Here is a 17,042-nt window from a genome sequence, read left to right on the forward strand (position 1 = left end):
CGTTCCGGCAACACAGATAGCTTGATTCCCTGATAATGTACCGGCATTTGATGCAGTAGTAATCGTTACAATTCCATTTATTGTCGCTGCCGTACAAGGTGCTGTATGACCAACTGTTGTTATCGTATAAGTACCACTCGCAGTTGGTGTTCCAGAAATCGTGATTGTTTTTGCACTGGAATCAACAGAAGCTGATAAACCAGCCGGCAAGTTTGAGGCAACAGCATTGGTTGCGCTTCCGCCAAAAGTATAAATCGTGCTAGGAATAGCTGTTCCGTTACAAATTGTCGGATTTTGTGTACCACTGGTAAATACAATCGTAGAAGCGGTGTTTACAACTGCCGCAACCGCAACTCTTGATGCCGAAGTACAACCTTCTGGTGAAGTAGCCTCTACATAATAAGTCGTGGTAGTTGATAAACTTGGTGTAGTATAACTCGCTCCTGTTTTTAATGATGTACCGCCTGTTGAAGCCGCATACCAGTTAATAGTTGCTCCTGCCGATGCTGTTGCATTTAATGTTAATGTTCCTGCACCACATCTGGAATCTTGTGTTGTTGAATCTATTGTTGGTCTTGTATTTATTGTTGCTACAACTGCCGTTCTTGTTCCTGTAGTACACCCATTTCCTGTAGCATCTACATAATAAGTGGTAGTTGTTGATAAATTTGGTGTGATAAAACTCGTTCCGGTCGCTAATGATGTACCACCGGTCGCAGCAGCATACCAATTAATAGTTCCTGAAGAGGCTGTAGCGCCTAATGTTACTGATCCTGCATCACATCGCGAAGCAGGTGTTGTTGCTGTTATTGTTGGTATTGCATTGATCACAAAATTTGTAGCAGTTCTACAGCTTCCAAGTCCCGGACAAGCTGCATAATATGTTGTGGTCCCCGCCGTATTTGTATTGGTCAAACCTGAGCCAGCAACACCTACAGGATTAAAAGAAGAACCTGTAAATATTGGTGTTAAACTTACAGACGATGTGTACCATTGTATAGTCCCTGAATTTGAACATGTAGAAGTAGCTGTTAATGCCCCGCTACCTCCCTGACAAATGGAAACTCCTGTCGTTGTTGGTGCTCCAGCAACCGGATTAATCGTCATACTTGCAGTCGGAGCCGAAGTACATCCCTGAGCATTAGTTGTAGTCAATACATAGCTGTTCGGTACTAAACCGGAGAAAACACCTGATGTATTATTTACTGGCGCCGTTATCGGATTTGTTCCTCTTAGAGTATAACTTATTCCCGCTCCCGGAGCTGGGGTATTGACTGTTATTGTTCCTGTAGGTGTAAGACAATTTCCTTGTGTTACAGTAGCTGTTGGAGTTGCCGGCAATGCCAAAATTGTAATATCATCTACTGTTTCTGCACTACCTTTAAAATTTGTTCCCGGAACATTTGCCTGGCTTGCTCCTTCATAAGTTTTATTGGCAGTACCATAAGCGTTCGTAAATGCTGTAATTCTTCTATTCGGATTAGCGGTTGTACGTGTTGGATCAAGATACAAAGCCTGCGCACTAGAACTGTAAGTTCCTGCCGTCATAGATGCCGCTACTTTTCCTGTTAAAGTTATCGTAACCACTCCATTTTGTGCAATATTAAAGCCTCCAAATACAGGATTACCTGCCATAGCAGTGTTTGTTAATACACCTGAAGGTCCTGTTGCTTCTGCTGAATAAGCCGCTGTAGCGGAATCGAACTCGATGCCTGTTGGAAAAAGAAAATCTAAAAATACTCCTGCAGCATTCCCTACTCCTGTATTTTTGATCTGAATTTCATAAGAAACTTTTTCTCCAATCGAATTACAGGCTGATGCGGTTGAAAGTGCTTTTACTTTTGTTTCTAAAACAGGGAAACAATTAGAATTTACCTGCAAATTTGGCGGTACATCCTGTGCTGTAAAAGTTGACGCACTACCTGCTGTTCCATCTACCGCACCATTTCTAATTCCCGCACCGGCATTAGACCTTCCTGAACTACCTCCAACTACAGTAGTAGTTAAGGTTACAGTACCGGTAAGGTTGTGTCTGATTATTCCACCACCACCACCACCACCAGGTCCGTGTGAATTATTATTATCATTTTCAGTATTTCCTCCTGCTCCTCCTGCTGCTTCTATTCTGATCGTAGCGGTACTACTATTTGAGATATTCAATAATACTGTTCCTCCGGCACCACCACCACCTGCTCCATCGGGTGAGCCTGAAAAAGCACCTGGTGCTCCTTTTCCTCCATTGGCATAAATGTTACCTGTTCCCTGAACGGTACCTGCATTAATAAGAATAATGGCACCACCGACACCACCTTTAACACCTGTTGAAGCATTATTGGCATCTCCGGCACCACCACCACCTCCCATAACTAATCTTGGAAAGGCAGTTGCAGTAAGATAAGATCTGAAACCTGGTCTTCCTCCTCCTGTTAATGGAAGAACATCACCGCCTCCACCTTGCCATCCGGCACCACCTAAGCCACCGAATCCGCCATTACCTCCACCTCCACCTCCGGAGTTGTGGTCATTACCACCTCCACCAGCGTTGGCAGGGGCTCCTCTTCCGGCAGATCCTCCAGGCATTCCTTCCACTCCATTATCAACCTGATTAAATCCATCCCACATATAACGGGGTGTTCCCGCTATTCCTTCTCCTTTTCCTGAAATTGTATTATTACTTGATAATCCCACATAAGTTGTAGAATTATTAAGATTAGATACTGCTATAGGGCTATAACCTCCTCTAAAACCACGGGCATTCCCATCAATAGAAAATCCGGCAAAATTGAATGTACCGGAAACATTAAAAGCAATAACTCCTCCTGCAACACCATTAAAAGGAGGTGTTGTTATAGAAGAAGTAAGGGTTAAATTAGAATATTGGGGTACTCTTACAATCTGAAAAGTTCTTTTTCCTCTTGTCGTTGTAGCATCTGCATTATAAAAACTATTCAGGGTTCCACCATTGGCACCCGTTCCTTTAAACGTTAAATTCCCACCAGTCAGTGGGACATTATTAGTTGCGATAACATATTCAAAAACTCCGGTGTTACCCAAAGATGTAAATCCGGTACCTCCTAAAGCATCAGGACCGCTATTTGACGTTCCGGAACCATAACTTGTTGTATTCGTATAATCTATCGTAGCATCCTGCATTTGAATAATCAAAATCAGATCTCCTACTGATATCGCAGTTGTTCCGAAATTATTAGAATACTGATCGGTAGCAGGTACTCCTGCTAAAACTATCGATTGAGTTCCTGCATTCAGTGTTATATTTCCCGAAATAGGAAAATAAGTATTTACAGAACTTGATACGGTAACAGGTCCATCTCCTCCGGGTGTTCCACAAACTTGTGAAAAAGCAGGTAATGACACTAGTCCAAAGAACAAAACAAAAAAGATTTGTTTTAAAAAATTAAACTTGCTAAAAGTAAAGTTATACATAAACAATGGGGAATTTAGAAATGGAAATATCAGATGCTGAGAAAACAACCGTGGTATTCAGCACACAAAACAGATACGATAAAATAATGGAAATGGTTTTTTGAAGTCTTAAAAAGTGCTTTTTAAAAGCTTTATCAAAAAAGGGCAGCGTTTGGACCATAGGTATATAGGTTCAAGACACAAAATGTCTTTCGGTTAAATTAGTAGTTTTTGGAGCCGCGAAAATATGCAATCAACTGGCTATCAGCTATATTTTTCGATAAACTACTCAGATTAACGATGAATGACGTTTTTCAACAGACCATAATACACTTTTGACTACAAAAAAAATGACTATTTGATAACGAAGTGGTAAAAATTGGCAGGCATATTGTACATATATTACTGTTTTAAAGAATATAGTGACAAAAAATCAATAAAAAAAGCGCAACAATGTTGCGCTTTTTTTATTTAATTATTTGAAAAACAATATTTTACATTATCTTGAAAAATATAAATACCCCATTAAACTTATCGGCTCATTTAAATACGTTTTATACGTAATCACGTAAAAATAAGTACCAACCGGTAATCCTTTTTGTTTATTGACTGTTGCTCTTCCTTCTGAAATTCCTGTAAAGACAACTGAGGTATTATTATAACCATGAGCATCATAAACCAGAACTCCCCAACGGTCATAAATTTCTACATATACATCAGGATAACATTCGACCCCATCGATTTTGAAAACTTCATTAATCCCGTCACCATTAGGTGAAAATGCATTGTGAACTGTAATTTTACAAGCGTCAATTGGCAGTACGGTAGGATTGTCTCCTAAAATCGAATTTCCGTCAGACAAGTCTTTTGCAATTTGCCCGTCCGGGCTGACGGCAGTCACCTCAGCCTGATTTACAACAGATCCGGCCTCGAGATCAGCAGCTGTTAAAACATAGGTTCCAACAAAGTTATTAGAATTTGTCTCTCCTTGTTTTAAAATCACCGGATCACCGGTAATAGTTACACCTGGTTTAGGATCTTTAACTACCACATTTACGAGTATAATATTTCCCGTATTGGTTATGCTAAAGCGATACGTAACTGTTTCCCCTACCTCAGCATATCCATTTTTGTTTTCATCATTAAAAGTAGCCGTTTTGATAAGTGCAATAGAAGGTTTAAGGCTTAAATTAACAACCGTTGGATCATCATCACCGGTTAAAGTTGGGTCATCACTATCGGAGATATCGGTAACCGGATTTCCCTGAGGGTCATCTCCAATTGCAAGTGCCGAATTGATTACTACTCCTTTGGCAACATCTGCAATATTTACGGTATACGATGCTGTGGCTGTTCCTGTTGCCCCCGGTGCGAGTACATTAGGAGAAACAGCAATGGTTGTCGCTGTTAGCATCGGATCTGTTACAACCAAATTAGTGAGTACTACATTTCCGGTATTCTTAACTGTAAAACTGTAATTGATGATCGAACCTACTCCTCCATTTCCGGTTAATTTCCCGCCTTTTATTAAAGTTAGTTCTTTATGTTGAGGCACCGGAGTAATTGTAGGATCATTAGGTCCAATTAAGGTAAGATCGTTACTGTCGGACAAATCCTGAATAGCTGATCCGCTAGTCGGCTGCGCTTTCACCAAAGCCTGATTTTCGACATAGCCCAGATTAATATCTGCCTGAGTCAACACATAAGTTCCTTTATAACTTGTTGTATTGGATTGCCCCACTCCCAATACTGCAATTGGTGTGCCTGTAATATTTGCCTTTGGATCTGTTACAGTCACATTGGTTAAATCTAAAGTTCCGGTATTGGTAATAACGAAGGAATAACGAATTTGCTCTCCCGGCTGTGCATACCCATCACCATTAGAATCAACGAAAACACCTTGTTTAAGCAATTGAATGGAAGGTTGTGCTACCGTTATTTTGATAACTGCTTCATCGCAATTTGACGGATTTAATTTATCACAAATTTTATATACAATAGAATATACTCCCGCAGCTGTACCCGCAGGAACATCTACAGCACCGGTAAGAATATTTAAAACAGGAACTGCAGCTCCGTTTATGGAGTTTGCCGCGGTAATAAGCGTACTATTAATATTGGTCTGCAGAATTGTTGTTCCGTTTAGAGTATCGTTGGCGTACGCATTTAAAACATTACTTGCTCCGGTTAATCCATTAATATTGTCAGCGGCATCATCATTCGCAACAATTGTCGGAACGGCTACTACAATAGTAATAATGGCATCATCACAATTCGTTGGGTTTAATTTGTCGCAGATTCTATATCTAATCTGATAAGTTCCTACCGGTGTACCTGCCGGAATGCTAACAAAACCAGTCGCCAGATCTAAAATAGGAACCAGTCCACCATTTATAGAAGTTGCCCCACTGATTATTGTTGGATTAATTAAACTCACATCTGTTAGAAGAACTCCGTTGTACGTATCATTGTTTGTAAAAGCATTCAGTACATTATTTACTCCTGATAAGCCGTTTGCGTTTGTGATGGTATCATCTTCCGCAACTATCGGAGGTGCGTTTACAATTATGATAATCGTTGCCTGATCACAATTCGTCGGATTTAGTTTTTCACAAATTTGATATTGGATGAAATAAGTCCCTGCAGAGGTTCCTGGCGGTACATCGACATTTCCTGTAGCGGTATTCAATACCGGAACAATTCCGTTTGTTGATGTTGGCGGTGGCGTAGTACTCAAAACACTGATATTAACCAGAGTGGCTTGTGCTGTTACTCCGTTAAGGCTATCATTGGTTAGAGCATTTACTACATTGTTTGCACCAACATATCCGTTAATAGCATTGGCAAAATCATTATTAGCATCAATAATTGGGGCAATAACATTTATAGTGATATCTGCCTCACTGCAATTTGACGGATTTAGTTTTTCGCAAATACGATAATGAATGATATAAACTCCTGCTGAAGTTCCTGCCGGTACATCGACATTTCCTGTAACAGTATTCAATACCGGAATCGGGTTTCCGGAAACATATCCTGCCGGAGTGGTGGTACTTACAGATGTAATATCAATGTTAACCAATTGAATATCCGAACCGTTCAATCTGTCATTTGTAATGGCATTTATAATGTTCGTTCCGCCTGTATACCCATTAATCGTACCTGCGTTATCTGCATTGGCGATGATAATTGGCGCTATAACCACAATAGTTATAGTTGCCGTATCAAAATTAGCTGGATTTAAGTTCTCACTCAAACGATATTGAATGGTGTAAGTTCCTGCTGCGGTTCCTGCCGGTACATTTACATTTCCGTTTGAAGGATTTAGAACTGGTACTGCTCCGCCATTAACTGGTGTTGCCGGAACTACATTACTGAGGGTTACCTGAGAAGGAATAACGGCCGCTCCGTTTAGAGTATCATTTGATAAGGCATTCACTACATTCGTTGCTCCTGTAAATCCATTAATATTGGCTGCGGAATCATTCACTGCATCAATTTGTGGTCCCACTACATTGATAAATACGGAAGCATTATCACAATTCAGCGGATTTATTTTCTCGCAAATATGGTATTTAATTTCATAATCGCCTGCCGGAGTTCCAGCCGGAATACTTACAAATCCGGTTAGCGGTTCTAATACCGGAACCGGGCCTCCGTTTATTGGTGTTGCGGCAGCATCAACGGTAATATTAACTTTCGAGATGTTAGCAGCAGTTCCGTTAAGGGTGTCATTCAATAAAACATCAATTGCATTGTTGGTCGTTACATATCCGTTTACATTAGCAATTGTATCATCATTGGCTACAATTAACGGTGCCGAAACCTCAACAGTTATAAAAGCAAAATCATTATTAGACAAGTTCAGCTTTTCATTCAGCTGATACCCTATCAGGTAAATTCCTGCTGCAGTTCCCGGTGGTACACTTACATTTCCTGTTATGGCGTTTAGTACCGGAACCAAACCTCCGTTAATAGGTGTAGCAGGTATAATATTAGTAATAGTTACTTCCGAAGGAATTACAGCCAAACCATTTAAGGTATCGTTGTTTAAAGCATTTAAAGCATTCGGATCACCAACAAACCCATTAATTGGGGCAAAATTAGCATCATCTACAGCATCAATTGGTGCCGGAACAACCATGATGGTAACCACTGCCTGATCGCAATTCGTTGGATTTAGATTCTCACATATTTTATACACAAACTTATATTCTCCTGCCGGTGTCCCCGGAGGAACGTCTACTAAACCGGTAACGCTGTCAAGTGTCGGAACCGGACCGCCATTTATAGCCGCTGGAGTTGATATAACGGTTGTCGTAATATCCGGAAGGTCCAGCATTCCTCCGTTCAGTAAATCGTTATCATAAATATTGATGATATCATCTGCTCCCTCATAACCATTTACATTTAAAACGGTATCGTCAATCGCTTCAATAATTGGTACAACTACATTAATAATTACAGTCGCATCATCACAATTACCCGGATTAAGGTCTTCACAGATCTGATACTTTATTTGATATTGACCGGCCGGAGTTCCCGGTGGAACAGTCACAAAACCTGTCGAAACATCCAATTCCGGAACAGGAGCTCCCGGAGTTTTAGGCTGCGCCGGCGTTAGAACTGAAGGAGTCAATACATCTGCCAGATTGATATTAATAATCTGACCGTTAAAAGTATCAGCGCCTGCTGCATTGGTGTACACATTAATGACATCTACCCCACCTTCATAACCATTGATATTATTGACCTGATCGTCATTTGCAATTATCGGAGCCGCATCTACCACAATGGCAATGCTTCCGTTTGCACAATTTGTCGGGTTTAATTTTTCACAAATCGTATAGGTTATATAATAGGTATCGGCCGGAGTTCCTTCGGGAATGCTAATGCTTCCTGTGGCCGCACTAAAAACCGGAACATTCGCTCCAGGGTACAAAGGTGTCGCCGCAATATTTTGAGAAATTGTTATTTCATCAAAATTTGCTCCGGTAATCGGCACTCCGTTTAAGGTGTCATTGGTTAGGGCATTCGCAGCATTCAGCTGTCCTACATAACCATTTATGTTTTCTACCCGATCATCATTTGCCACAATTTCGGCATTTCCAACCGGAACCAGAATACTTGATGTATCACAATTGGTAGGCGCTCCGATTTCGCAAATCCTATATTCAATTTCATACAGTCCTTTAACGGTCCCCGGCGGTACATTTACATTTCCGGTGGTGATATCCAGATACGGAACGGTTGTTATGGCCGAATTAATAGGCTGTGCCGGATTTACTACCGAAAGGGTTACATTAGACAAGGTTGCCTGTGCACTGGCCAGTCTGTCATTGGTTAAAGCATTAATCACATTGTTAGCTCCCGTATATCCGTTTACCAGATATTTCACGATATCGATTCGGGCATCAATTCCTGCAGTAGTTACACTAATGGATTCTGTTGCTGTCGAACAATTTTTAAAATTCGCAGGATCTGATGGAGTTCCGGGATTTACAATTTCACATATCGTGTAAGTTAAGGTATAATCTCCCGGAGGAGTTCCCGGTCCTACAGAAATAGTATTGTTAGCAGTATTGAAGGTTAAAAAACTGGAAATAGAGTTGATTGTAACATTAACTGACGAAGGGTTCAAAATAACTCCGTTCAGCGTATCACTGTCTAAAATGGTTTGTGCTCCGGTATTCCCTCCTGTATCTCCTGATATGGAGGCGAAATTTTCTGAAACTGCGCAGATTCTGTTAGAAATTGTAAAGGTAGTTCCGGATGAGATACAAGTATTCAACCCTACTCGTCTCACATAAATGGTTACATTTCCGGAAGGTAAACCTGCAAAAACATTACTGGCCTGAAAAGTCGTTCCATTGCTGCTGTATTCATATCCTGTTCCCAGATCCGGATTCGTGATATTAACGGTCCCTGTAGCAATGGTACAGGAAGGTTGTTCCGTTACCAAACCAACCGGAGCAGCAGGAAGATCAAAAACCTTTAAAGTTACCTGATTGGAAAGGGTACGACAACCGGACTCTGCCTGAGAAATATTCACTCTGAAATATCGGTTACCAGCTGTAGCGTAAGCTGGTGTTGTATAAGAAGCTGTTGTACCGCCAACTCCAGCTGTTACGTCTGTATAAGGCCCTGCCAGAGCAGCAGCACTTTGCCATTGGTACAATATTGGGCTTCCGGAAATATTTCCCGTTGCCACAACGGTAAAAGTATGAGTCTCATTAATACAGACTTCCCCATCTTTTGGTTGCGTAGTAATTATTGGAATATCAAAAACATCAACTTTCGCCGGATTAGAATTTATTGTTCCACATCCAACACCTGAATCTGTCACGCGCAATCTGTAATACGCATCTGCATTTACAAAACCGGTCGTATAAGTTGTTGTATTAGCTCCCGAACCATCCGTTACGTTTGCCCACCCTGTCGTTCCATCCAAGGATTTTTGCCACTGATAGGTAAAGTTTCCGGAACCATTTTGTGCACTGGATGTCATAGTAAATACACCTCCTTCACAAATATTTCCACCCACAGGCTGTACTGCTATCGTTGGATCCGGTATAACAGTTGCTACTACAACATTGGTAGTAAGAGTACAATTTGGATTTGACGAAGTGATTACACAACGATAATAAGTTGTAACTGAAAGCGGTCCTGTCAAATAATTCGGATTTTGTGCTCTAATTTCTGAGGTAATATTAGCCCAACCATTAACCCCGTCAGGAGAACGTTGCCATTGATAGGTAAACGAAGCTGACCCATTATTAGCAGAAGCAGCCGTTGACATCAATACTGTTCCTCCCACACAAACGGTATTCGGATTAACAGGCTGAGTCGTAATACTTGGAATAATTACGGAAGCAATACTCGATAGAATTGGTATACATCCCTGGGTAGGATCAGAAATGGCTACCTGATAAAAAGTAGTCACCGTTAAGTTTGGAGTCGTATAAGATGCCGAATTTGCACCCGAAATATCAGTAAACGGACCCGCTAAAGCAGCAGAGCTTTTCCATTGGTACGCATAATTTCCGGAACCTCCTGCCACTACTACATTTAAGGTTGCGTTTGAACCACTGCAGATGTTTGTTTTAAATACCGGCTGTGTCACTATGGTAATGGCCGATAAAACGGTCACGGTCGCTACGTTTGAAGTAATGGTATTACATCCGCTTCCGCTGGCCGAAACATCTACTTTATAATAAGTCGTTTGTGTTAAAGCGGGAGTTGCATAAGTTGCTGCCGTTGCACCGCCTATGGCTGTAAAAGTCGAATTGTTTGTACTGCTATACCATTGATAAGTTAAGGCCGGAGTTCCATTCGCTCCTGTTACCGATAAAGTATGATTTCCTCCCGAACAAATTGTCGCTCCTGTTGGCTGAACGGTAATGGATGGATCCGGAACCACTGTTGCTGTAACGGTATTGGAGGTTAAGGTACAATTGGTCGTCGATGAGGTCACTAAACATCTGAATTGGGTTGTAGCATTCAATACATCTGAAGTAAAATTAGCCGTAGTTGCCGTTGCATTGGTTTCATTCACAAAACCTGAACCCGAATTACTTTGCCATTGATAACTAAGTGATCCTGTACCTCCGTTTAATGAAGCTGAAATACTGATGTTTACAATTCCTCCCACGCAAATAGCTGCCGGAGTGGCTGGCTGAGTCGTGATTGTTGCCACAAATACCGGTACTGCATTCGAATAAACTTCGCAGCCATTAGGCGTTTGCGTCACTCTGACTCTGTAATAAAAAGTAGAAGTTAATGCTCCGGTGGTGTAAGCGGCTGCTGTGGCACCGCTTCCTCCTGTTGTATTGGCCCAGCCTGTTGTACCGTTTGCCGATCTTTCCCATTGATAAATCAAAGCTCCTCCCAAAGGATCTCCCGAAGCTGCGACTGTCATGGTATGTGTCGCACCGGAACAGATTGTATTTCCCACAGGCTGCTGGTTTACAACCGGATCAGGAATTACATCCACTAATACGCTATTAGAAGATACCAGACCACAACCGTTTCCGGTAGCCGAAACATCTACACGATAATAAGTATCCTGTGTTAATGCCGGAGTGGTATAAGTACTGGAAGTCGCACCGGATATTTGCGCAAAACTTATATTATCCGAACTGCTGTACCATTGATAATTTAAAGACGGAGTTCCTCCTGTTCCTGTAACCGATAAGGTAAATGCTCCGCCTGAACATACAATTCCTCCTGTTGGCGGAACTGATATGGCAGGATCAGTGACTACAGTGGCTGTAACCGTATTTGAAGTCAGTATACAATTGGTTGTTGATGAAGTTATCAGACATCTGAACTGAGTGGTAACATTTAAAACATCAGACGTAAAATTAGCGGTTGTTGCCGTTCCATTGGTTTCATTTACAAAACCTGCCCCTGAATTACTTTGCCATTGATAACTTAATGCTCCTGCTCCTCCGTCTAAAGTTGCAGCAATAGTAATGCTTACAATTCCGCCTACACAAATAGCTGCCGGAGTTGCAGGTTGTGTTGTAATGCGCGCAACATTAACCAATGCTGGATTTGAAAAGGTTTCACAGCCGCTTCCCGATTGTGTAATTTGTGCTCTAAAATACAAATTCGATGTTAAGGCTGCTGTAGTGTAAGTTGCAGTATTGGCTCCGCTTCCTCCTGAAACATTAGTCCAGCCCGAAGTTCCATTCACCGAACTTTGCCATTGATACGCAATCGTTCCTGCAGCTGTATTGGTAGTTGTCGCGGCGACCGTCATCGTATGGGTGTTTCCTGAACAAATTGTGCTTCCTGTTGGCTGAGTAGTGACAACAGGGTCTGCAATAATGGTGAGTTTTGCCACATTACTCGTAACCTGTGTACAAGTACTCGAAACAATTACTCGATAATAATAATCTCCACTTGTTAAAGCATTATTAGTGGAAAAAGAAGCATTCGTTTGTCCTGAAATATTAGTCCAGCCCGTTACGCCATTGGCAGAAGTTTGCCATTGATAGGTATAAGGTGCTATGCTTCCGGTTGGACTAACCGTAAAAGTTGTGGTACCTCCTTCGCAAATAGTGGTATCACTTGTTAATCCCGCAAGGACTAAGTCAGAAGGTCGTACTATATTGACTTCATCTGCATAAGAATTACAAGAACCATTACTGATCGTCCATTTTAATCGTGTTGTTCCTACTGATATATTCGTTACCGTAGTGTTAAAAGCATTTGCATTGGTGATTACTGCCGTACCTCCGGGATTCGTTACAAAAGTCCAGACACCTGTTCCCGTTACCGGATTGTTTCCATTTAAGGTTGCGGTTTCCGTATTACAAATCGTCTGATCGACTCCTGCATTTGCTAAAGGCGGCAATGCATTTACGGTTACCGAAACAGTACTGGAACTTGACGCACACACTCCGCTTGTAATCGTCCATCTAAAAACATAATTACCTGCCTGTGTTCCCAGAACAGTTGTTGTTGGCGAAGTGGCATCTGTAAAACCTACTGTTACCGGCCCTGAGACTTGTGTCCATAAACCCGTTCCTATTATTGGTGTATTTGCTGCCAGAGTCAGCGTTTGAAATTCACAAATACTAATTGGAGTTCCTGCATTTGAAGTGGATGGCAGAGGGTTAACCGTTAAAGTCATCTCGTCAAAAAATTGACAGCTCAGATTTGTGGCTGTCCATCTCAAAACATAAGTTCCCGAAGCACTTGGTGTAAATGTAGAAGTCGGACTCGAAGCATCAGAAAAAACTCCTGCCGGTCCACTGGTTTTTGACCATTGTCCCGTTCCAACAGTAATGACATTGGCAGCTAAAGTTGCACTATCAGATTCACAAATCGTCTGATCAGGTCCGGCATTAGGAACTGTTAAATTTGCAGTAACCGTAATTTGAACCGAATCTGTTGTAGACGGACAAAGCGCTCCATTGCTAACGGTCCAGCTAAAAACATATACCCCACCTGTTTGTGTCAGATTGCTAACCGTTGTAGTAGGCATAATATCTGAACTAAATACCGCTGTAGTTGGTCCGGAAACCTGAGCCCATTTTCCCACTCCTACCAGTGGTGGAATTGCCGTTAAATCTGTCACAGATCCGCAAATACTTTGATCACCACCCGCAATTGCCGGTGAAGGCGGTTCTGAATTCTCAATCCTAATCTGGTCCGACTCACTACAGGTTCCTGAACTAACGGTCCAGTTAAACACATAAAAGCCAAAACCCGGATTTATAAACATCGTGTTGGGATCAGTATCATTTACAAAAGATCCTGTTCCCGGACCGAATAATACCGTCCATTTTCCTGTTGTTCCGGGATCAGGTGTCGAAGCTGCCAGCTGAAATCCTCCTGCACCTACATCGCAAAATTCCTGATTAGGCCCCGCATTTGGAGGCGTTGTAATCTGACCGTTTACCGTTACCTGAATATCATCTGACGTTTCAGGACAAAGTCCTTGTGCCGCAATAGTATATCGAAACACATAAACACCCGGTATTAAATTAGTTACTGCCGCACTGTTGTTACTGGTTGTTGTAATGGTTGGTGCTCCTGCTCCTCCGGAAACATAAGTCCAGATTCCTGTACTGTTGAGATTACCCGTTAAATATAAAGGTCCCTCTAAGCAGGTGGCATAATCAGACCCCGCAGCTGCAACTTCCGTTACTTTTACGGTCATCTGATCTTGATTTGTCGGACAATTTATTCCTGTAGAAGTGGTCCATTCTAAAATATATTCTCCCGTTATAAGTCCGGATAAAGTCGAATTGGCAGCTCTTGCATCTGAAAACACAGGCGAATTTGGTCCGCTGACTAACGACCATATTCCATTGCCAATCACCGGAGGAGTCGCTCCGAGAGTAACCGAATTTTGATTACATACCGTTTGATCTGCTCCTGCGATTGCCGGTGAAGGACCTTCGTCAACATTAAGCTGTACCGTAGCTGATGTACTCGCACAGAATCCTCGTGAAATGGTCCATTTGAACACCCATGAACCTGGGGTTAGTCCTGTGATTGTAGTAGTAGGACTAGTCGGATTTGTAATAACAGGTCCGTCTCCTCCACTAACCAATTCCCATAAGCCGCTTTCTCCGGAAGCTGGTGCATTTCCCGTTACTGTTGTATTATTGGCACATAGTCTTTGACCAGGACCTGCCTGAGCTACAGTAATATCGGGTGCTATGGTTATACCCACACTATCTTCACCATCAGCACAGCCCACATTACTAACGGTCCATTTGAAAGTATAATCTCCGTCACTTAATCCTGTTACTGTAGTATTATATTGCGTTGGATTTGTAATGGTTACCGGTGTTCCCGTTGTCTGAGTCCAAAGACCGGTTCCGGGAGCAGGATCATTTCCGTTTAAGGTAATCGTGCTGGTACCCGTTGGAAAACATTGAGCAGCTCCTGCATCGGCATCTGCTCCTTCTGTTCCATTGGTAACAACATCAACTGTATCTGCCGACGTACCGCAGCCGTTTGCAATAGTCCAGGTAAAAGTATAAGTTGTATTGGCAGCCAATCCGCTTACTTTGGTATTCGGATCACCCGGATCGCTAATAATTACTCCGGCACTAGGAGAAACTGTCCAGGTACCATTTTCGCTGTTCTGTATGGCATTTCCCTGTAATTGAACTTTTGCACCGAAACAAACAGCCTGATCAGGTCCCGCATTAGCATCTGTAGGGCCGGCACTGGATACCAAAACCTCAGAAGTGCTTTGAGATACTTCGCAGGCTTCTCCACCTGAAATGGTCCATCTAAATTTATATGCCCCGTTAATTAAGGGAGATACTGTTGTAGTGGGGCTATTGACATCAGAAAAGGTGACCGTACTGGGCCCTGAAATCTGTGACCATTTTCCTTTCCCCCGAACGACCAGATTTCCCGCCAATGTTCCGGAAGTTGAATTACAAGGTACTATCTGCATCGTTCCCGCACTCGAGGTGGTGGGAGTTGCAGATACCACCAATGTCACATTATCATAAACGGTTTCACACTGACTACCCTGATTTGGCGCTTTAATTAACCGAACAACATAAGTTCCTGAAAAAGTCAATTGACTAATCGTAAGACTGTTTCCTGAAAAATTTACCGGAGCTGTCGGGAACGAAGGATAGGGCGGATTCAGAATGGGATTGATACTAGGTCCTGATACGATCTGCCAGCTCATTTGTCCATTACCTGTAAAAGTTATCGGAATTATAGCCTCAGAATCATTACAGCCCAGAACCTGATCCGGACCTCCTGAAATGGATATTATATCTTCTAAGACTACCACATAATTAGCGGTCGTCACACAATTTGTTACGCTATTAGTCAGGGTGTACAAAAAAGTATAGGTTCCTAATGTGGTCATTCCTGATACTGCTGTGGCCGGAGAAGTCGGATTTTGAATTACTGCTGTTGGGCCTCCGGTTTGTGTCCACTGCACACTTTCATTTACGTATTTTGGTATTGTTCCCTGAAGGATTGTTGAGGTTCGTCCGTCACAAAAAAAAGCTGTAGAACCACTAACATTAGTAACATCGGCTGTTGGCGGCGGAACTACTACCGTTACTTCATCCACTCCATTGGCACAGGTTCCGGCAACTGTCCATCTAAAAACATAAGTACCTTCAAGCAGGCCTGTTACGGTTGTATTGTTTTGATTGGCATTCGTAAAAGTTGGAATACTTGGTCCTGAAACAACTGTCCAGGTACCTTGCTGCTGTCCCGGTGTATTTCCGCCAAAACTCCCATTAAGCGTAACGGTCTGCGTAGCAGAATAACAGTTTGAAAGCGTGATGTCAGATCCTGCAGTAACAGGCATTCTTCCGCCCAAGCTTGAGATAACTACGTCATCAGTTGAAGTACAGGATGCATTTGTTATGGTCCATCTTAGCGTAGTCGAACCGGAACTATTTCCGGAAACGGTAATTGTACTAGTGGGAGAATTTGGATTGTTAATTGTAACTCCGGCACTATTATTTCCTACAATACTCCAGGTTCCTGTTTCTGTTCCTCCTACTGTGTTTCCGTTAAGTGGATATGTCCCCTGACAATAGGTTTGATCCGGCCCTGCATTTGCAGCTGTAAGTGGCGAAACCGTCACTACAACATCATCAAATATGGTTGAATCGTCACCACATTTAGCCGTTAATCTAAAAGTATAACTATTTCCGGGAACCGCTCCCTTAATTAAGGTCTGCAATGCGTTCGGATCATCGATTTGTACCGCTGGCCCTCCTATCTGACTCCATTTCGGAGCATCCATAAAATTAGTCCCGGGTGCCGTATTGGCTGTCCCCAGTAAATAAAACTGATCTGGTGGTAAAGCTGTTGCTCCACCCGGACAAATTGTTCTGTCTGCATTTGCATTTACAGTACAATTCTGCGAAAAAGTATAAGCGGGAAGTACAAATAAAAAAAAGAAAAGCGTTTTATTTAGTCCTTTATGTAATTTATCAGAGTAATTTAATTTCATAAATTTAAATTTTTGAATTAAAAACAAAGAAATAACAGTAAAAACGTTGGGACGACTTAACACAAATTTAATAAAAAAAAGCTTATCAAGTCAATAAATGCGTTGATTATTAAGTAGTTACAAAATAAAAGCAATTAAAAAACACAACTTACTG

The 17,042-nt window shown here is 42.0% G+C and carries 2 protein-coding genes; both read right to left on the reverse strand.

Annotated features, from left to right (window positions below):
* Window positions 1-3,444 (reverse strand): immunoglobulin domain-containing protein (locus tag B0A80_RS19610; RefSeq protein ID WP_089078391.1); only part of this gene is annotated, 3,444 nt, incomplete at its 3' end.
* A 478-nt stretch (window positions 3,445-3,922) separates the two neighbouring features.
* Entirely contained in the window at window positions 3,923-16,888 is a 12,966-nt protein-coding gene (locus B0A80_RS19615; protein WP_124020596.1) for a gliding motility-associated C-terminal domain-containing protein, read from the reverse strand.
* Between the last annotated feature and the right edge of the window lie 154 nt (window positions 16,889-17,042).

Source organism: Flavobacterium tructae (genome assembly GCF_002217475.1).
GTDB lineage: Bacteria > Bacteroidota > Bacteroidia > Flavobacteriales > Flavobacteriaceae > Flavobacterium > Flavobacterium tructae.